16 protein-coding genes and 3 pseudogenes are annotated in these 18401 nt (G+C 58.0%); 5 read left to right on the top strand and 14 right to left on the bottom strand.

Annotated features, from left to right (window positions below):
- Positions 1-3 precede the first annotated feature (3 nt).
- Positions 4-780, bottom strand: coding sequence for a 5-oxoprolinase subunit PxpA (locus G9X68_RS17725; protein WP_171603498.1), 777 nt, complete (start codon positions 778-780; stop codon positions 4-6).
- 284 nt (positions 781-1064) lie between these two features.
- On the opposite strand from G9X68_RS17725, the gene G9X68_RS17720 reads away from it, so the two are divergent.
- Entirely contained in the window at positions 1065-1973 is a 909-nt protein-coding gene (locus tag G9X68_RS17720; RefSeq protein ID WP_129420974.1) for a LysR family transcriptional regulator, read from the top strand.
- A gap of 192 nt (positions 1974-2165) precedes the next feature.
- On the opposite strand, the gene G9X68_RS17715 is transcribed toward G9X68_RS17720, so the two are convergent.
- The 3 genes from G9X68_RS17715 to G9X68_RS17705 all read right to left on the bottom strand — a co-directional run bounded on the left by G9X68_RS17715 (position 2166) and on the right by G9X68_RS17705 (position 4911).
- Positions 2166-3632: an NAD-dependent succinate-semialdehyde dehydrogenase gene (locus tag G9X68_RS17715; RefSeq protein ID WP_171603497.1), complete on the bottom strand. Its 1467-nt coding sequence runs from the start codon at positions 3630-3632 to the stop codon at positions 2166-2168.
- A gap of 106 nt (positions 3633-3738) precedes the next feature.
- Positions 3739-4116 (bottom strand): tautomerase family protein, encoded by a 378-nt coding sequence (locus G9X68_RS17710; RefSeq protein WP_171603496.1) that lies wholly within the window; start codon positions 4114-4116, stop codon positions 3739-3741.
- Between the two features lie 99 nt (positions 4117-4215).
- Positions 4216-4911: a glutathione S-transferase family protein gene (locus G9X68_RS17705; RefSeq protein ID WP_171603495.1), complete on the bottom strand. Its 696-nt coding sequence runs from the start codon at positions 4909-4911 to the stop codon at positions 4216-4218.
- A 170-nt stretch (positions 4912-5081) separates the two neighbouring features.
- On the opposite strand from G9X68_RS17705, the gene G9X68_RS17700 reads away from it, so the two are divergent.
- Positions 5082-5615: a TetR/AcrR family transcriptional regulator gene (locus G9X68_RS17700; RefSeq protein WP_171603494.1), complete on the top strand. Its 534-nt coding sequence runs from the start codon at positions 5082-5084 to the stop codon at positions 5613-5615.
- Positions 5616-5812: 197 nt separating this feature from the next.
- On the opposite strand, the gene G9X68_RS17695 is transcribed toward G9X68_RS17700, so the two are convergent.
- The 8 genes and pseudogenes from G9X68_RS17695 to G9X68_RS31950 form a co-directional block, all read right to left on the bottom strand.
- A protein-coding gene (locus G9X68_RS17695) for an IS3 family transposase (protein ID WP_171603493.1) occupies positions 5813-6912 on the bottom strand; the annotation gives its coding sequence in 2 pieces (ribosomal slippage) (positions 5813-6660 and positions 6660-6912; 1101 coding nt in all).
- Between the two features lie 535 nt (positions 6913-7447).
- Positions 7448-8201 (bottom strand): annotated as a pseudogene (locus G9X68_RS17690) (SDR family NAD(P)-dependent oxidoreductase).
- A gap of 183 nt (positions 8202-8384) precedes the next feature.
- Positions 8385-8783, bottom strand: a complete 399-nt coding sequence (locus G9X68_RS17685) for a hypothetical protein (RefSeq protein WP_171603492.1) — start codon at positions 8781-8783, stop codon at positions 8385-8387.
- 257 nt (positions 8784-9040) lie between these two features.
- The gene (locus tag G9X68_RS17680) at positions 9041-9919 is read right to left on the bottom strand and encodes a DUF1236 domain-containing protein (protein WP_171603491.1); all 879 of its coding nucleotides are present in this window, start codon (positions 9917-9919) and stop codon (positions 9041-9043) included.
- Positions 9920-10004: 85 nt separating this feature from the next.
- A complete protein-coding gene (locus tag G9X68_RS17675; RefSeq protein ID WP_171603490.1) occupies positions 10005-10400 on the bottom strand; it encodes a DUF1236 domain-containing protein in 396 nt (131 codons plus the stop codon).
- Positions 10401-10529: 129 nt separating this feature from the next.
- Positions 10530-10802 (bottom strand): BON domain-containing protein, encoded by a 273-nt coding sequence (locus tag G9X68_RS17670; protein ID WP_171603489.1) that lies wholly within the window; start codon positions 10800-10802, stop codon positions 10530-10532.
- Between the two features lie 354 nt (positions 10803-11156).
- On the bottom strand, positions 11157-11768 hold the full coding sequence (locus G9X68_RS17665) for a response regulator (RefSeq protein ID WP_171603488.1): 612 nt from the start codon (positions 11766-11768) through the stop codon (positions 11157-11159).
- A gap of 805 nt (positions 11769-12573) precedes the next feature.
- Positions 12574-13173 (bottom strand): hypothetical protein, encoded by a 600-nt coding sequence (locus tag G9X68_RS31950; RefSeq protein WP_244956184.1) that lies wholly within the window; start codon positions 13171-13173, stop codon positions 12574-12576.
- Between the two features lie 218 nt (positions 13174-13391).
- On the opposite strand from G9X68_RS31950, the pseudogene G9X68_RS17655 reads away from it, so the two are divergent.
- From G9X68_RS17655 to tnpC, 3 genes and pseudogenes are all read left to right on the top strand, one after another.
- Positions 13392-14315, top strand: a pseudogene (locus G9X68_RS17655) (glycosyltransferase family 2 protein); the annotation flags it as partial.
- Between the two features lie 2 nt (positions 14316-14317).
- Positions 14318-14671, top strand: a complete 354-nt coding sequence (gene tnpB / locus G9X68_RS17650) for an IS66 family insertion sequence element accessory protein TnpB (protein WP_171603487.1) — start codon at positions 14318-14320, stop codon at positions 14669-14671.
- Between the two features lie 68 nt (positions 14672-14739).
- A pseudogene (gene tnpC, locus G9X68_RS17645) lies at positions 14740-16314 on the top strand (IS66 family transposase).
- An 8-nt stretch (positions 16315-16322) separates the two neighbouring features.
- Here the strand turns inward: tnpC and G9X68_RS17640 are convergent.
- Together G9X68_RS17640 and G9X68_RS17635 are read right to left on the bottom strand one after the other, a co-directional pair.
- Positions 16323-16745, bottom strand: coding sequence for a GNAT family N-acetyltransferase (locus tag G9X68_RS17640; RefSeq protein ID WP_244956183.1), 423 nt, complete (start codon positions 16743-16745; stop codon positions 16323-16325).
- Positions 16746-17502: 757 nt separating this feature from the next.
- Positions 17503-18384, bottom strand: a complete 882-nt coding sequence (locus tag G9X68_RS17635; RefSeq protein WP_171603486.1) for a sugar phosphate isomerase/epimerase family protein — start codon at positions 18382-18384, stop codon at positions 17503-17505.
- Positions 18385-18401: the final 17 nt, after the last annotated feature.

Raw genomic sequence — 18401 nt, 5'->3', positions numbered from 1 at the left:
GTCTCAGTGGCCTGCGATTTCCGAAACCGGCGCGATGCGGATGCCTTCGGCATTCAGCGCCTCGCGCATCTGGCGCACGATATCGAGCGCGCCAAGCGTATCGGAATGGAAGCAGATGGATTCAAAGGCGATGTCGACATCACTGCCGGTGACCGTCCTGACCTTGCCTTCCCTGCAGGCGCGCACGACCTTTCGGGCAATCGCGGCGGGATCCGGACGCCCGGCATCGCGGGTAAAGACGATTGAGCCGGTGTCGTCATAATCGCGGTCCGCGTAGAACTCGCGCACGACCGGCTGCCCGGCTTCCTTTGCGACCCGGTAGGTTTCCGAACCGCCCATGCAGAAGATGTAGGCATTGGGCTCGACGGTGCGCATGTATTGCATGAAGATCTGCGAGAGTTCGGCGTCGACAGCCATTTCCATATAGAGAGCGCCGTGCGGCTTCACATGCTGCAGGCGGGCGCCGTGGCGACGGGCGAACTCCCGCAGCGCGCCGACCTGATAGACCATGTCGTTGACCAGTTCCTTGGCCGTTCCGGCAATCTTGCGGCGGCCGAAACCCTGAAGATCGTTATAACCTGGATGCGCGCCGATGCCGACGCCATGCTCCGTCGCGAGACGAACCGTCTGGTCCATGAGGTTGGGATCGCCGGCGTGAAAACCGGCGGCGATATTGGCCGAACTGATCAAACCCATCAGCGTTGTGTCGTCGGTATCGCCGACGCGCCACCGGCCGAAGGCTTCTCCCATGTCGCAATTGATGTCTACTGCATCGATCAACGTACTGTTCCTCGCCTGCCTGCAATGGGGCCACGTTTCCGTCCGCCGCTTTTTTGACGAAATCAGGCTAGGACGAATTAATTCATTTGAAAAATTCAATTTTTATATGCTTAGTATCTGAAAATCAGAATGCAGTGCTCAAATTTGGCGCACCCAAGAAACACGTAATTTCAATCAGTTGAGACGAGTGTGCACCTTTGCGTGCTGATATATGCTGCTTTTTGGGTCGGCTCTTCTGATTTTCCGATGGCATGTTTTGGTTTATTGAATAGGAAGGCATCGTCATGGCGCTCAGTCTCCGGCAGCTTCGTTATTTTGTCGCGACCGCGGAACTTGGCCAGATATCGCAGGCTGCGGTAGATCTTTCCATTTCGCAGTCCGCCGTGACGACGGCGATCAAGGAACTGGAGCAGACCGTCGGCGCCAGCCTGTTCATCCGTGCCCCACACGGCATGGACCTGACGGCGGCCGGACGCCAGTTCCTGTCGCATGCCTATGACATCCTGAAAAAGGTGGATGAGGCAACGCACCTGAACGTCGTCAACAACGACGTCGAGGGTACCCTGACGGTGGCGGCAACCTATACCGTCATCGGTTATTTTCTGCCCCTGCACATCGAACGGCTGCGGCGCCTCTTCCCCAAGCTCGATATCCAGCTCTTCGAATTGACACGGGAATCGATCGAGGAAGGTCTTCTGACCAACCGCTATGATATGTCGGTGCTACTCACCTCCAACATCCTCAACCCATCGCTTGTGACGGAGAAGGTGTTGAGTTCGACCCGCCGCCTGTGGGTGCCGGCACAGCATCACCTGCTACAGGCAGATTCGGTGGGTTTGGAGGAAATCGCCGAGGAACCTTACATCATGCTGACCGTCGACGAGGCCGCCCATTCGTCGCTGAAATACTGGAGTGCCTCGCCCTACCAGCCCCAGGTGATCCTGCGCACATCGTCTGTCGAGGCGGTGCGATCCCTCGTCGCCAACGGCCAAGGCGTGGCTATCCTCTCCGACATGGTGCACCGGCCTTGGTCACTGGAGGGTCGGCGGATTGAAACCATCAATGTTCGCGACCCGGTGCCGGCCATGGATGTTGGTCTTGCATGGCGTAAGAACATCGAACTTTCACCGCCGATGCTCGCCTTCCGATCCTATTTCCAGCAGGCATTCCACCTGCCAGGGAATGCGCGCTGAGACTATAGTTTCGTATTGCTCGCCTTGAAAGGGTTCGAACCACCGGCGCGTTCATTGGAGATTGATGCTGTTCTATGGTAGAGGGCATTGCATGCAATAATTCAGCCAAAGCTTAGAAGCATTTCGCTACGCAACGCGTGATGGGGTGGTCCGTTTTGAGATCAGATTGCGCCCCAAAACGAACCGAATGCATCAAAGCCCGCCCAGGCTCAGATACTTGATGTTGAGATAGTCCTCGATGCCGTGGGAGGAGCCTTCTCGGCCGATCCCACTGTCCTTGACCCCACCAAACGGTGCTTCCGGCGTCGTGATCACCCCGGCATTGATACCAATCATGCCGCTCTCGATCGCGCGGGCAACGCGGAAGGTACGTGCCAGATCACGGGTGAAGAAGTAGGCGGCTAGGCCGAACTCGGTGGCATTGGCAGCATCTATGCCTTCCTGCTCGTCCTTGAACCGGAACAGCGCCGCGACAGGACCGAATGTCTCTTCGTGGGCAATAAGCATGTCTGAGGTGGCGTCGGCGATCACCGTCGGCTCGAAGAACGTCGCACCGAGCGCATGCCTCTGGCCGCCCGTTAGCACGCGCCCGCCCTTGGCCCTGGCATCCTCAACATGCGCTTCGACTTTTTTGACCGCCGCTTGGTTGATGAGCGGCCCTTGCTCAACACCTACCTCGAAACCGTTGCCGACCTTCATCTGCTTGACGCGCTCGGTGAATCTCCGGGCAAACTCGTCATAGATGCCGTCCTGCACATAGAAACGGTTGGTGCAGACGCAGGTTTGGCCACTGTTGCGGAACTTGCCGGCGATAGCCTGTTCGACGGCGAGATCGAGATCCGCATCGTCGAAGACGATGGTCGGCGCATTGCCGCCCAGTTCCATGGACAGCTTCTTCATGGTGTCTGCCGATTGCCTATAAAGCAACTTTCCGACGCGTGTGGAACCGGTGAAGGTGATCTTGCGAACATTCGCGTTGCTGGTGAGTTCACCGCCGACCGCTGCGCCATCGCCGGACACGACATTGACCACACCGGCCGGCACGCCGGCCTTTTCTGCCAGGATCCCATAGAGCAAGCCGCAAAACGGGGTGAACTCGGAAGGCTTGATGACGATGGTGCAACCGGCAGCCAGCGCCGGTGCCACCTTGCGAGAGAGCATCGAGAAGGGGAAATTCCACGGCGAGATCGCGCCGACGACACCGACCGGCTCGCGGGTCACCAGGATCTGGCGATCCTTCCATGGGGACGGCACGATCTCGCCGTTGATGCGCCGGGCTTCTTCGGCAAACCACTGGATATAGTCCGCACCCAGCTTCATTTCGGCATGGGCTTCGGCCAGAGGCTTGCCCTGCTCGAACGTGAGCATGGCGGCTAATGTGTCCAAATTGTCGTAGACGATCTGCGCCATTTGGTGCAGCCGCGCGGCGCGCTCAGCCGCCGTTGTTCGCGACCAACTGACGAACGCGGACTGCGCTGCGTCGATGGCTCTGCGGGTTTCGACCGCGCCGACCCATGGAACATCGCCGATCCGGGCCTCGGTCGCCGGATTTTCCACCGCGTAAGTCCTGCCATCGTCGGCGCCGACCCATTCACCGGCGATGTAGTTGGCTTCCTTCATCCAGCCATCGGCTTTGAGTTGTTCGATTGACATTGTCATTGGTTTGCCTTTTCCCAGGTCTGATGGATTGATCTATCTCAAGTGTTCATGCGGAGAAATCGCTTCCGTGACGATCGCCCTCTTGGGCAATCGTCACGCCAAGACATCAGTTCCAGGGTTCGCCATTACCAAAGGACCAGTCGGAGCGATCGACATAGACCATGTTGATCATGATGTCGTCGGGACGGACGGAAAGCTTTTCCTTCAGTTCATCGGCGATGAAGCGGAAGAAGGCGAGCTTCGAAACCTTGTCGTTGCCGACCGTGCTGGTCACCTGGATCAGCAGGAAGTCGGACGAGCGATCGAATCCGAGGAACTTCGGATCGTAGATGAGATTGTCGGCGGTATGCTCGCCGACGACGATGAAGCGATCGCCGTCCGGTGCCTTGAGAACATCGACGATGCCGCGGTAGACGATGTCGGCAACGGCAGCGCGATATTCAGGTGTCTTTCCCTTGATCAGATCGATACGTGCGAAGGGCATGGTGGTCTCCTTTGATTGAGGTTGAAGTGCAAGCTGCGAGATTGATGACTTAAGATTCCAGGGGGTGGCAGGTCACGGAGTTGCCGGTTGCGCCGACGATTAGCGTTCGTCGATTTCGGTCACGCCGCTGTTGCGGTCGGCATAGGCGGATTGGAAGGATGGGCGCGCCTGCCAGCGCTTCCAGTAGGCGTCGATATGCTCGAAGCGTTCGTCGAGCGGCGTTGCGTTGATGGGGAATTTCGAGAAGGCGATGGCGACCGCCATGGTCATGTCCGAGAAGGTCGGAGCGTCGCCGCCGAGCATCCATTCGCGTCCGTCCGACAGATGCTGATTGACCAGGCCTGCATGGGCCAACGCTTCCTTGCGGCAATGTTCGCCCCAGGCGTGATTGGTGGTCAGTTCGAGCTTGGGGCCAAGGCCCTGATGGAGAACGTGGAAGGCGGTGACGATGCGGTAGAGGATGTGCACCCAGATGCGGTTACCCCACATATTGTCCAGCCCCTGCTCCAATGCCGTTTCGCCCATGATCTTGCGGCCCGGCATAGATTGATCGAGGTAGCGGGCGATGGCGTCGGTTTCCGCGATGTAGGTGTCGTCGGCCAGCTTCAGCGTGGGCGTTTCGCCCCATGGGTTCATCTTGACATGTCGCCATTGGCGCTGCTCGCCGACTGGGCTCATGTCGTAGACTTGCTCCTCGAACCGGTCTGCGATGCCCTTCTCATGCATGAAGAGGCGAAGGCGCTGGGGGTTTGGGAAGGCGGAGGGCGATGTGAAGAGGTGAAGCTTGTCAGACATGGTGATGTTCCCTATTGGTTGGATCTGCTATCTACCTGTCGTCAGGTAGTTAGCGATCCACCAATACGCCTTGCATTTCTTAGTGTCAACGTCTATCTGTCGTCAGGTAGATTAAATTTGTCTGGACGATCAAAGGAACGACAGTGACTGTGGATACAAAGGATAGGATCATGGAGGCGGCACGGCTCACTGTGCAGGACCTCGGCTATGGCGGCCTTAGCTTTCGTGAGCTCGCCAAGGATGTCGGCATCAAGAGTGCCAGCATTCACTATTACTTCGCGACCAAAGGCGAGTTGGGCGCGGCGCTGGCCAATCGCTATACAGCCCACTATGGCGCTGTTCTCGACGACTTGCTGACGCAGGGACTTGACGTCGAGACATGCATGGCGCGCTACACGGATGTCTTTGCCGACACGCTGCGGGCCGACAACCGCTTGTGCCTTGCCGGAATGCTCGGAGCCGAGCGTAATCAGCTGCCTGAAGAAGTTCAGACCGAAGTTGTCAAATACGGCGAGATGAACGAACGCTGGCTGGCCCGCGTGTTGGCTTTGCGCAACCCCGGCGGGCCCGAGGACAACGAGCGTCAGGCGCGCGCCATCTATGCCGCAGTGCAAGGCGCGCAGCTCATTGCCCATACAAGAAACGATGTCTCACTCTACGAGGAGATCATCGCAACCTATCGGGCGAACGGCCTCATTCCATAAATTCGATCAAACTCAAGGTCTTTCTACAGCCTGAAACAAAGGCGATGGCTTCAAATCTGTGTCAGGTATGAGATAGGGGACCGTCGGTGATCTGACCTTGCCCCCAAGTTTTATCCAGTTTTGAGTTCGCTCCGGCGGTTTTTGAGGTGCTCCCCGATTTTGGGCCAGCGGGAGCTGGAATTTTCCGGGGTTTTGGCTCAGTTCGGCGGGGGTGCCGATGAGCCGTTCATAAGCGAAATCGGCACCTTGTTGCCGATGGCGCTATGTGGCCGGAACTCGTTATAGTCTCTACGCCAATCCTCCATCTTCGAGCGCGCGTCGTCAAGGCTCATGAACCAATGGGCGTTCAGGCACTCGGCCCGGAACTTGCCATTGAAACTCTCGATGTAGCTGTTGTCGGTCGGCTTGCCAGGCCGCGAGAAGTCGAGCTCGACGCCCTTATGGTAGGCCCAGAGGTCTAGGTCGCGCGAGATGAATTCGCTGCCATTATCGACTCGTATGGAGGCTGGATACCCGACCTGCCGGCATACCCGCTCAAGCGTCTGTACCACGTCTTCGCCTTTGTAGCTGAAGCGAGCGTCGACTGCCGGCGAGAAGCGAGAGAAGGTATCGACGACTGTCAAAACCCTGATCTTGCGACCCGTGGCCAACTGGTCATGAACGAAATCCATCGCCCAGACATGGTTGGAATGGGTCGGTTCCGTGCGGTCAGCCCGCAGCTTCGCTTTGACCCGTCGCTTCGGAACCTTGTTGCGGAGCTGGAGGTCCATCTCCTTGTAAAAGCGATAGATTCGTTTCGGATTGACAGGCCATCCGTCACGTCTGAGCAGGACATGAACGCGACGATAACCGTAACGCACCCGCGTCTGGCAGATGTCCCTGATCTTCAGCTTCAACTCGGCCTGCTCGCCGCGCCTGGACTTGTAGACATACAGCGACCGATCGATCTTCAAAACGGAACATGCACGCCGGATCGAGACCTTCCAGTCCACCTTGACCGTGTCGACAAGCTTGCGCTTGCGGGCAGGCCTCAGAGCTTTTTTGACAGCACGTCCTGGAGCATGGCCTTGTCCAGTGACAGGTCCGCGACGATCCGCTTCAGCTTGGCATTCTCCTCTTCGAGCTGGCGAAGACGCTTCATCTCCGACGGCATCAGCCCAGCGTATTTTTTGCGCCAGTTGTAAAACGTCGCGTCCGAAATTCCCGCCTTGCGGCAGACTTCGCCGATCGGCGTTCCATCTTCCGCTTGCTTCAGCACGAATGCGATCTGCGCTTCCGAAAACTTCGAGGCCTTCATCGAATTCTCCTCTTCTTCCCACCAGGGATCATAAGTGGAAAATTCCAGTTCCAAATGGCCTAATTTATTGGGGGCACGTCAGTGGTGGCCCCGTCGCGAAGCGTCTGATCGTGGTTGCTCACGAACTGACGAACGACACAAGAGCTGGTCTGGCGGAGGGGTTGATCAGCGTCGTGTTGTCCCATCCTGCAAAGTTGCTGGCAGAGACCCTGGTGCGCGCCATGGCGGAAGGGCTCGATCCCGGTCGAGCCTACAGTATCTCAGCATATTCTTCCATTTGAGTTTTACATGGCGACGAATATCTAGCTTGGTTTTGAAACATCGAACCGCCGACACGCCGTACGACTCATGATAATTTTGATCAATGATCTCATACGCGAAAAATCAGCTTCTCGTCCGGTTTAAGCATATTTATGGAACTTAACTGTCTGCGGTCGGGTACCGATCATTCATCGGATTACCAAATTGACTTAAGGTAGGCTCTCACCACCGCGCGTTCGTTATAAAACCCGAAAACGAACTTTCCCTTTTCACCTCAAGCCACAGCTTGCGCGCCAGTAATCTCCACGAGCGAACCACACATGAAGGCCGCCTCATCTGAGGCAAGAAAAGCGACCAGCGCGGCAACCTCGTCGAGCTTCCCGATACGGCCGAACGGAACCAACTTGTCGAGATCGGCGACCGTGCGGCCTGAGCGCTTGACGCCGGCTTCCAGCATCGGCGTATGAATTTCGCCGGGGCCGACGGCGTTCACGCGGATCTTGTCCGGTGCGTAGTCGCGAGCCAGGTTTTGCGTGAACGCAGCGACAGCGGCTTTGGTCGTGTTGTAGGCAATGTGGTCCGGGGCCGGATACAGGCCCCACTGCGAGGCGGTGTTGACGATAGCCCCGCCACCCCCGGCGATCATATGCGGCAACGCTGCTCGGCAGAGATGGAACATCGAGTCTAGGTTTACTGTGAAGCTTATGTCCCAGTCCTCATCGGACAGTGACAGCAAGTTCCCGCGCCGGTTGATGCCGGCATTGTTGACCAGGACGTCGATCCGACCGTTAAGGCCGAATGCTTTCTCGACCAACGCAATGCACGAATCTTTCTTCGAGATGTCGGCGGCGATGACCGTCGCATTACCGCCTTCCGCTTCGATACCCTTGACCACTACGCCAGCGGCCTCTTCATTCACATCAGTGACCCGACATGCGCGCCTTCCGACGCGAGGCGACGGGCGTGGCTGATCCGATGCCGCCTCCTGCGCCCGTAACGATTGCAACTTTATTGTAAAAACGCTTCATGGAGTTTGGCATGGCTTTCTGGATGGGTGTCGTATCAGCCGAACACGCCCGTGGCGGCCGCGTGACGTCAGAGACACCGTATCCCGCCGAGCGGGCCACGAATTTTAATCCCTAGCGCGTTGATGCAGACTACTTAACGAACGGCACGCCCGCGTTAATCAAGCCGCTTTTGGGCGAACTTGCCTAACCCGTGATCACGCGCAGGCTTGATCGATTGAAGTCGCGGTCGCGGCCTCGGGCGATGGCACGCTGCGACTTTCCGTCGACGACGATGGCAAAGGTCTGCCTGCCGATTTCGACCCGTCCACCACAAGCAGCCTTGGCGTCAGGTTGATCACCTCGATCAGCAGGCAGCTTGGCGGCGAACCGAAGTGGGTGAGGCTCTGCCGAGGCACGCGGTTTGCGTTGGAGTTTTCGCCAGCGTCCGACCTGTGAGCACGACCGATGAAAATCGTGGGCGACATCGACTACGAAGGTGATGTCGTCGATGCCGGCGACGACGAAGTCGGCGAGATGGTCCCCCGTAGGAGAGCTCGATGCCGACGGAAGTCCCAGCCAGGATGCCCGCGACTTCGCGGGCATCCTGGCTTCGGAAGATCGGAGACCCTAGGCAACGTCAGCGAGACAATTCATATGACGATCCTCCCGAACTACCAGGCACCCAAACCCGAGCCGATGTCTGGTGGCCCGAGGATAGCGCCAGGCTACCGACAATGGCGACCATAGCAATCAGGATGACGACGACGGGAAACGCGATGCCGGACGACTTATCTTCATGGTAGATCATTGATCACTCCCGGTGGGACCGGCGGCGTCTTTGCGCCGCCGGGACATGCCTGTTAAGCCTCGATGATGTAGACGATCGTAAGGGCATCGGGATCGACGATGACGATCCGGCCGTCTGCAAGGATAAAGAAGCGGTAGCTTTCATACTGCGGAACGATCTTCACGATGCGTGGCGGCAGCGGTTCGAGACGAACCTTCTTCGGGATCTTTGTTCCGACGGAGACCGTGAAATTCACTTCCTTCACGGGCTCGACATGGACCTCCTTCACCACTGTGCGAATTTCGGTCTGCTGCTCGATGGAAATGTTGACGTTGGTCTTGGTGTTGGACGTCTGATTGTTCGTCGTGGTGTTGGTGTTGTTGTTGACGTTGGTTTCGGAAGAGCTCTTGTTCGTCGTCGAAGAGTTCTGGTCGGTCGACTGCTTCGACGCATCGCCGCTTTGCGTGGTGGTGCCGCTCTTCGTGCCCTCAGCAGGCTTGGTTTCGGTGCTGCTCTTCGTGCCTGTGGCCAAACCGCTTGCATCGGTGCTACCGGACTTGGCGGCGGGCTTCTGTTCGGTCGTGGCGCCGGCGTCTTGAGATCCGGGCTTGACTTCTGTCGAGGCTTTGCCGGAGGCCGTTCCGCTCGTCGAAGACTTGTCCTTGGAAAGCTGCTCGGCGCTCTTTTTCATATCCGAATCCTGGCCGGATTTCTGCTGCGACGACTGGCCCTTGCCTTGCGGGCAGGCTCCCGAAGCGTCGGGGGTGCAGTCGGTGCCGGTTCCGGTGGCGCTGGAGCCGGACTTCGAACCGGCGTCCGTGTCCGTCTGAGAACCGGATTGGGCCTGGCCGCTGCTCTTGGTGTCCTGCTGGGCTGCTGCCGGCAGTGTGGCAAGCGGCGACACGCTCAGTGATAATGCCGCCACGAGCATGGTGAGGTGGTTGCTTTTCATGATCAATCTCCAAGATTTCGGGCACGGGATGCCGCCTCGCTTTCTCAGCGTCGCACGCGTGCCTGATTGGCGTAAGCGCCCAAGGTCACTGGATGACCTGGATGACCTTCCGGGAGGAAGGTTCGACGATCACACGCTGATCGTTGACGATCGCGTATGCATATTTCGGGTCGTCGGGAATTGGGGTAACGACCACGGTATCCGGCAGGGGCTGTCCGACGACGACCTTCGCCTTCACCACGACACGCGTAGTCGGGGCCGGAGCCTGCTGAACATAGGTCACAACCTGCTGTGGCGGCGGATCGATGACGCTACCTGCCACGCCGCCGACGATGCCGCCGACAGCAGCACCGACCGGGCCGCCGACAATCGCGCCCGTTGCAGCACCGCCTACAGCGCCCGTCACTGTCGACGACTGCGCAAAGGCAGAAGGCGATGCCAACAGAAAACCCACGGCAATTCCTACTAGTTTGATATTCATCTGTTTTCCTCCTTGGATGCGGTTGGTTCCGCTGCGGAGACAAACCGGAAGATGGAGGAAGTGTTCCAGAAGTAGGACCTCATGCCGGGGCTTGGTCAGACGTTAGTCCGAGCCGTAGGATTCGGCTGCCTACTGCGTTGGAAAGCGGCTCAGCATCCGGTCCTGGACGTTCTCCCAGCCGACGATCATCGCAGCAAGCGAGATGGCTTTGTCGCGGTCTGCAGCCTTGTTTATAAAGCCTTCGAGCAGGACGACAGGGCCGAGCATCCTGATCTCGATGGCACTGCTGTCGATATCCGGATCGGCGGAAAGGGCCGCTTCGATTGTGGCGATCGTGGATGCCGAACTATGGCCTTGCGAGCAGCGCTCTTCGTGATTGTAGTTATCGGGGCCGAACTTCATTTTCTCCTCCTGTTCCGCCCCTCCACGGACGTACACATACCTCGCACTAGATATGAGCGGCGTGCCATGACATCACCAGCCGGACTTAAGTCCGGCTTTCCCTCGGCACGATCCGGCTTAGATTCTCCTGATCCTTGCAAGGACGTCAGGCTCGTAATCTTGCGAGGGTGTCAGGGAGGTCCAAGCATGTTGCCCAACTCCAGTCAGAACCTCCCTGACGACTCTCCAACGCCGCGATGGATGCGGAATGCTCTTGCGTTTGGAGAAGACGATAGAAATCCCGAACGGTCGGCGACCTCGAATCCTTGGCGATAAGCCCGTGCGCCTTCGGCGCCGTCGCTGCGCTATCTCCGCCTAGGCGCCCTGGCGCCATCTGATTGCTGCTTCCGTTCGATTGGTGGCGCCAAGCTTGGACAGTATTTCGGTCATGTGATGCTTGATCGTTTTCTCCTGGAGGTCCAGACGGCGCGCGATTTGCTTGTTGGTAAGTCCGCCGGCGACCAGTTCTATCACCTCGGTTTCGCGGGGCGTCAGTGAAGCCGGTCTGTCGAGAAGAGTTTTTTCGACCTTGGCGCGCATGCTCGGCGAGATGTACCTCGAGCCTCCGACGACCGTTCGAATGGCCTCGGCAAGTCCGCATGATCCGATACCCTTGACGATGTATCCGGCTGCGCCCCGTCGTAGTGCCGCGACAACAGAGTCGACGTCCTCCGAGGCGGTCAGCATCAGGACCTTTGTCTGTGGGCTTCGTGCCAGGATATCGGAAATCGCGTCGATACCTCCTCCGGGCATGGACACGTCGAGCAGAAGGACGTCGGGCCTGTGGGACGTCGCCAGCGTGGTCGCGTCATCGGCGCTCTCCCCTTCGCCTACAACGACGAAATCATCAATTTCGGACAGAGTGCGGCTCACCCCTTCTCGAAAAAGAGGGTGGTCGTCCACGATCGCTATCGTGATGGCTGTCAAGCTGCACTCTCCATCTCCTCGGGCTGAAGAAAAGCCATCTGTGGCCCATCGACTGGCTGTTCGGCATAGACATGGCAAGCGTTTGGGAAACGTCTAGAGACACTCTATGAGCGACTGAACACTTTTAGTTAGGCCTGCGTTATATCGTGATTTTGCGGGCCCCAGCGAAACGACATGGCATGCCGGTTCAGATATCTGATCGCGTCCGGCTCCGGCGACAGGACTGGTAGAGAATCTGAAAGATTGCGACGCGCTACTGCGTGGGGAAGGGGTTCAGCATCCGGTCTTAGACGTTCTCCTTGCCGACGATCATCGCCGCAAGCGAGATGCCTTTATCGCGGTCAGCGGCGTTTGTTATGTAAGCCTGAACTACGGCCTTGGGAGCAGCGCTCTTCATGGCTGGCTTGGTCGGAACCGAACTTCATATCGTCCTCCTGTTCCGTCCCTCCGCGGAGCTTCAATTACTTCAATCCTACCATGAGAAGCAGGTCCTGGAGCGCCAATCAGACTTAGGTCCGTCTTCCCCTCGGCGCTATCTCGCTTAAATTTCCTCATCCTTGTTGAGAGGACACCAGGGAGGTTTTAGCGATGTTGCTGTATCCAGTCAGAACCTCCCTGGTGAAGCGCTGTCGATCCATGTCGGGCGTCGTGGGGAGTTCCCGAAGGTAGCCCTCGTTGAAAAATTCCAGCACAGCCGCGTCATACGATTGCGGAGTGGGCAGGTGAATCTCCTGACCGACAATAGGAATAGCGTCGGCAGCATTGGGTTGGGGTGGAGGAAACCGATCAACGGCGCCTCAAGCGTTCAGTGGAAGGTGGGGCCGCTCGCGACGCGATGCGTTCTTGCGTTCTTGGCTGCCATGGACAATGCGTCCACTATTCTTTCGGGGCTCGCCGGTTTGGTGACGACAGCTCGGCCCTCCGGGTTTTCGATAAGGCCGAACCCGGAAAAGAGGGCGCGGGCAATGGACGGCCCGGTGAGTCCATCCCCAAGCCGGACGTCGATGATGGCGATGTCCGCTTCGGAGCCGAGCTCCAGAGCCTCTGACATGTTCCCCGCGATGCCAATGATTTCGAATCCGGCGTCGATCGCGACGTCCTCGATCACCAGAGCGATTCCCGGTTCGTCTTCGACGATGAGGAGACGCATGTTCGTCTCCAGGGCGGCTACAAAATCGGCGCGGCGCTCTCTGGCGTCGCCAATCGAAAACACTGCCCACCACAAGCGGTTCCACGTGTAGGACTTGAGTCTCAAGTACCCCCCAACCAAGGTCCGGGATCCGGATGCCTCGCTGAGATCGCGCGCCCGCGCCCTGTCCACGATCCGCACGACCGAAGTGTCCGAGGACCAGACCTTGATGTCAGGCCCGAACTCTTTCAGTTTCCACCAAAGTACGGCTCTCATATCTAGCCTCTTCTACCAAAGTAGAGGGGTCTACGTCGGACCAAAGTCCGTTTGCGCTCGCAGAACAAAGTTAGAGTGTAGGCGTTGGTGATCTTCCAACAATGTCGGCGGCGGGGATTTGGCCGCTCCGAGTTGAATGTACGAAAAAGGCAGAAATCAAAAAGAGTCCCTTCATCTGTACGAAAGTATCTTTTGGTTGACGTGGCGAGAGATCTGCAATGCTTTCATTTAAAGATGAGGATCGACGCGACACACTTCATTCTGACCAGCCTCTGGTCTCAGTAGTCATCCCGGCCTTCAACGCGTCTAATTATATTGAGCGCACGCTTCGGTCCGCTGTTCGCCAGACCTACGCCGCCCTGGAGATTATCGTTGTCAACGACGGTTCCACGGACAACACCGCAAAACTCGTCGAGCAGATAGCGGTGTCGGACTCGCGGATCCGCCTCCTGTCCACCCCCAACCGCGGTGTCGCCGCCGCGAGGAATACTGGGATCGAGGCATCATCAGGTCGATTCGTTGCATTCCTCGATGCGGACGATCTCTGGCACCCAACGAAAATCGAAAAACAGGTGAACGGGCTCAACCGGTTGCCTTCGCACTGGGCTGCGGTCTACACGCTGCATTACATCATCAACGAGGACGACGAGATCATTCGCCCTGGCAGTTCCGATGTCGCAAGAGGATATATCTACGCCCGGCATCTGAACGTTAAGTATATAGGGAATGGAAGCGCGCTTCTCGTCCGGCGGAACGCCGCGCTTGCGATAGGTGGGTTCGATAGCTCATATGCAGCAGCCGGTCTTGGAGGCTGCGAGGACCTCGATTTCGAGCTCAAGCTAGCCGCACGCTACTTCATCGAAGTCGTTCCCGAACGGCTGGTGGGATATCGAAAGCATCCCGGCAGCATGTCTTCCGATCACCTGCGAATGGGCAAAAGTGCTCTGGAGGTCGTTAAGCGCTCGCTGGCCGCAAATCCGCAGCTCCCCCGATACGCGATCGGAAGTGCAATCGACGCCACCCGAAAATATGCGTTTTGGGAATTCCGACAAGCTCGGAGAACGTATCTGTCACTCGTGACCATTGGGGTGATTTTCCGAAGCGACCCGTGTTTCGTGGTTCGGCTTGTACTCGAGAAGGGTACATGATCTTTCCATCGAACCGGGTTCGGATCATGGTGGCCACCAAGCCGGTCGACTTCCGCAAGGGCCATGATGGATTGGCGGCGCTGGTTAAGAACGAGTTGCATAAGGACCCGTTCACAGGAGCAGTCTTCGTGTTCCGGTCGCGTAAAGCGGATAGGTTGAAGCTGATCTACTGGGACGGCAGCGGGTTGGTGATGGCCTACAAGCGGCTGGAGGAGCACACGTTCACCTGGCCGGGCGTCAGGGATGGCCTGATGACGTTGGGCCATGCTCAGTTCGAAGCGCTGTTTGCAGGGCTCGACTGGCGTCGGGTCCGTTCCGTGGAGGCAAGAGCGCCGACGGCAATCGAATAGGTGCGTCACGATGACTCGGGCTGCAAATTTTGACGGAGAGCGGAGCCTTAATTTGATAGACTTCCAGCATGTTGGACGCCGCCGATCTGCCGGACGATATTGCTGCCTTGAAGGCGATGCTGATCGCGGCGCAAGCGCGTGAAGCCCGCAAGGATGAGCGGATCGAACGGCTGGAGAGGCTGGTCGCGGCTTTCAAGCAGGCAGCCTTTGGTCGCAAATCCGAGAAGGTCGATCCTGAGCAATTCGATCTCGCACTGGAGGACCTGGAAACGGCCATCGCCGCCGTCCATGCCGAGGACGAGGCCGACGGCCCTTCTGGGAGGCCGCAGCCCAAACCACGCGCCGCAAATCGCGGCTCTCTTCCCGCCCACCTCCCGCGCATTGAACAAATCATCGAACCGGAATGCCTGATCTGCGCATGCGGCGGAGGCCTGCATTGCATCGGCGAGGACGTGTCCGAGCGGCTGGATGTCGTTCCGGCGCTGTTCCGCGTCATCGTCACTCGTCGCCCCAAGTATGCCTGCCGTGCCTGTACTGATGGCGTTGCCCAGGCTCCAGCACCTGCCCGACTGATCCAGGCCGGATTGCCGACAGGAAGCAACCATCGCTCATGTGCTGGTGTCCAAATACGCCGATCATTTGCCACTTTACCGGCGGGCCCAGATCATGAGCCGTCAAGGCATCGATCTCGACCGCTCCACTCTGGCCGATTGGGTCGGTCGAGCCGCTTTCGAACTGCGCCCGGTCTTCGACGCTCTGATCGCCGATCTGAAGCGGTCGACGAAGCTGTTCATCGACGAGACCCGTGCGCGGTACTCGATCCAGGCTCCCGTAAAACCAAGACCGGATACTTCTGGGCGCTGGCCCGTGACGACCGAGCATGGGGCGGAGGTACGCCACCAGGTGTCGCCTTCACCTATGCGCCCGGTCGCGCCGGGCTACATGCCGAGCGGATACTGCAAGGGTTCTCGGGCATCCTCCAGGTGGATGGATATGCCGGATATAATCGCTTGATTGCACCAGACCGTGTCGGCCCGGACATCCGGCTTGCCTATTGTTGGGCGCACGCGCGGCGCAAGCTGGTCGAGATCACTCGTACCGGCACAGCGCCGATTGCCGAGGAAGGCGTGAAGCGGATCGGTGAACTCTATCGCATCGAAGCCGAACTGCGCGGTCTCGACGCCGACGCTCGCGTTGGTGGAAGGCAGGAGCGTTCAGCGCCAGTGATCGCGGACATGCGTGCCTGGCTTACTCAGCATCGCGCCCACATCGCTGGCAAATCACCGCTTGGCGAAGCGCTCGCCTATATCGCCAAATATTGGGACGGCCTCTGCGTGTTCTTGACCGACGGTCGTATCGAGATCGACAACAACGCTGTCGAGAGAACGATCCGGCCGATAGCCCTCAATCGCAAGAACGCTCTCTTCGCCGGGCACGACGCGGGAGCGGAGAACTGGGCAACCATCGCTTCACTCGTTGAGACGTGCAAGCTCAATGCTGTCGATCCACAGGCCTACCTGACCAGCGCGCTCACCGCCATCGTCAACGGCCATAGGCAGAACCGGGTCGACGAACTTTTACCGTGGAATTATCGAGCCCCGCCCGGTAGTTCCCGGTACCCAAGTCCGCCGACTGCGATCTAAGCTTCGTATCAGGTAATCGATTTACTGAACTGGATATAACCCGAACGTTCTGCAACCTTTTCATAAAGCGCAAGTGCGGACTGGTTGTCGGTCTGGGTTTGCCAGTAGACACGCGAGGAACCGAAGGCAGCAGCATCCGCAAATACGTGAGAAATCAAACTTCTTCCAATGCCTCTACCCCGCATTTCAGGAACGACAAAAAGGTCCTGCAGGTAGCACGTCTCGCTAAGGCTCCATGTTGACGGGTGGAAAATGTAATGCGCAAAGCCTACAAGTTCAGATGCCTCGAAAGCCAGTAAGCCGCGAATTAGTTTGCCTTCTAATATTCGAGACCACGTTTTGTCGTGAATCACAACATCAAGAACGCTTCCATCGAAGGCCAGATACTCCGTCCACAGCGAACGCCATCCGCTTTCATCCTCGGGCTGCATTTGTCTTATCATCATACCCCTCTTCAAACGTTGCTTTAGACATAGCCCAGCGCAGCAATGGCATCTATCGTGCCAGTCGAAACGATCTCATGAATAATTTTGATGACTATCGGAACTCGGGTCCGTTGCCGGTGGCCGTCGTTAGTGCTTCACCGCCAAAGGGCTTGACGGTCGATGGCATTTGAAGCTGCCCACCGAGACTATTTGGCTAAGTGTGACGAGCACATCCCTTACCCTTTTCGTCATAAAAGTGTGTGTGCGCTCTAGCGGACCCGCTTGCCGGCCGCGTCGAAGAGCATCACGTCGTTTTCGTTGAAGGTGACGCCGATCTGCTCGCCGGCGGTGATGTCGATGCGGGCACGCGCCTCGACGACAATGGCCGTGTCATCGGGAGACGGCCGTACAGATAGCGGGTTCCGCCGAGGTACTCGATCATGTCGACAGTCACGTCGATTTTGTGGGACCGGCCGGCCTGCGGTACCTCGGTCAACTTGATCTGTACCGAACTTTCATCCTATACCAACAAGCACCACGCAATCGCGCTTCCACGTCGTATAAGAGCTCCGGCCGAAGCCCGGAGCCCTTACCGGTTGGAATCATAGTTACTTGCTGCGACCGACCCCGGAGGGCCACCAAAGACGCAGCTTCATCCGCGCCTATTTCCTGCGGTTATAGGGTCTCGAGCGAGCCTGCTGGGTCTCCTAGTCCGGTGCAAATGACGTTAATTTCCTCAGTCGCCGCTATGGGTTACCGGTTATCACTCAGCCTCCAATAGCCCTGCGGCACGGGCGACCGTCTTGATGTGCGCAAGTCCACGCCGGTAGCCGGGCACATCGAAATGCTCGAGCATGAGCGGAACTTCACGCCCGAGTTTGGCAATCTCGGTGACATAAGCCGCGTAGTCGAGATTACCTTCGCCAGGCACGACCTCATCCAAATGGAAAGAGATCGTTCCAGGTCCGCCTTTCATCACCAGATCCTTCGCGTGGCACGAAACGATCCAGGGTCCAAGAAGGGCGAAACAATCTTGAATCATCTTTCCTGTATTGAAATAGAGTCGCGGCGTGATGACCATATTTGCAGCGTCGATATGAGCTCCGAACTGCCGCCGATCGATCGCCTTCAGCAGTTTGAGGTAGTTCTCCGGGGTATCGGTCACCAGCCACGGCACCATCTCCAAAGAGAACTTCGCACGCTTTGGCTTCACTGTATCGATCACATAGCGGGCGGTATCGACGGCGCGTTGGAAGCCAGCCTCGCTCTGATTGTCTGGATGCGGTCCATAGTCGTAATTGTCGCTCAGCTGCCACGGGTCTCCCGGATGGCCGACAGTTCCATGATAGGCGACGATGGCCCCTGCTCCCAGCTCATCCGCGAGAGCCAATTGATGCACCGCATATTCGAGATTGGCCTTGCGCGTCGCATCATCGTGGGCAATCAGGTTCTTCCATGCTCCGCCCTCGGCAATGACGAGATCGGCCGCCGCGAAACTCTTCACGAGCGCGGCGATTTCTTCGCGGTTCTCGAGCTTGATGTTCGGCATGTAGGCCGCGTTGTACCCGAATTCGACATGCGCGCGCGCATAAGCTTCGGGGTCACCGTCGTAATCGATCCCATAGCCACCGACTCTAAAGGTCATGATCTATCTCCCAAGTT

The organism is Rhizobium changzhiense (assembly GCF_013087625.1).
GTDB lineage: Bacteria > Pseudomonadota > Alphaproteobacteria > Rhizobiales > Rhizobiaceae > Rhizobium > Rhizobium sophorae.
This window is presented reverse-complemented; position numbering and strand designations above follow the sequence as displayed.

Bases quoted from the DNA above. Each gene is read 5' to 3' on its own strand.
- G9X68_RS17670 (WP_171603489.1), bottom strand. From the start codon at position 10,802: ATGAAGTTCGGCCCCGATAACTACAATCACGAAGAGCGCTGCTCGCAA.
- G9X68_RS17720 (WP_129420974.1), top strand. From the start codon at position 1,065: ATGGCGCTCAGTCTCCGGCAGCTTCGTTATTTTGTCGCGACCGCGGAA.
- G9X68_RS17640 (WP_244956183.1), bottom strand. From the start codon at position 16,745: ATGCAGCCCGAGGATGAAAGCGGATGGCGTTCGCTGTGGACGGAGTAT.
- G9X68_RS17700 (WP_171603494.1), top strand. From the start codon at position 5,082: ATGGAGGCGGCACGGCTCACTGTGCAGGACCTCGGCTATGGCGGCCTT.
- tnpB (WP_171603487.1), top strand. From the start codon at position 14,318: ATGATCTTTCCATCGAACCGGGTTCGGATCATGGTGGCCACCAAGCCG.
- G9X68_RS17705 (WP_171603495.1), bottom strand. From the start codon at position 4,911: ATGTCTGACAAGCTTCACCTCTTCACATCGCCCTCCGCCTTCCCAAAC.
- G9X68_RS17635 (WP_171603486.1), bottom strand. From the start codon at position 18,384: ATGACCTTTAGAGTCGGTGGCTATGGGATCGATTACGACGGTGACCCC.
- G9X68_RS17685 (WP_171603492.1), bottom strand. From the start codon at position 8,783: ATGCCCGCGAAGTCGCGGGCATCCTGGCTGGGACTTCCGTCGGCATCG.
- G9X68_RS17710 (WP_171603496.1), bottom strand. From the start codon at position 4,116: ATGCCCTTCGCACGTATCGATCTGATCAAGGGAAAGACACCTGAATAT.
- G9X68_RS17675 (WP_171603490.1), bottom strand. From the start codon at position 10,400: ATGAATATCAAACTAGTAGGAATTGCCGTGGGTTTTCTGTTGGCATCG.
- G9X68_RS17715 (WP_171603497.1), bottom strand. From the start codon at position 3,632: ATGACAATGTCAATCGAACAACTCAAAGCCGATGGCTGGATGAAGGAA.
- G9X68_RS31950 (WP_244956184.1), bottom strand. From the start codon at position 13,173: ATGAGAGCCGTACTTTGGTGGAAACTGAAAGAGTTCGGGCCTGACATC.
- G9X68_RS17680 (WP_171603491.1), bottom strand. From the start codon at position 9,919: ATGAAAAGCAACCACCTCACCATGCTCGTGGCGGCATTATCACTGAGC.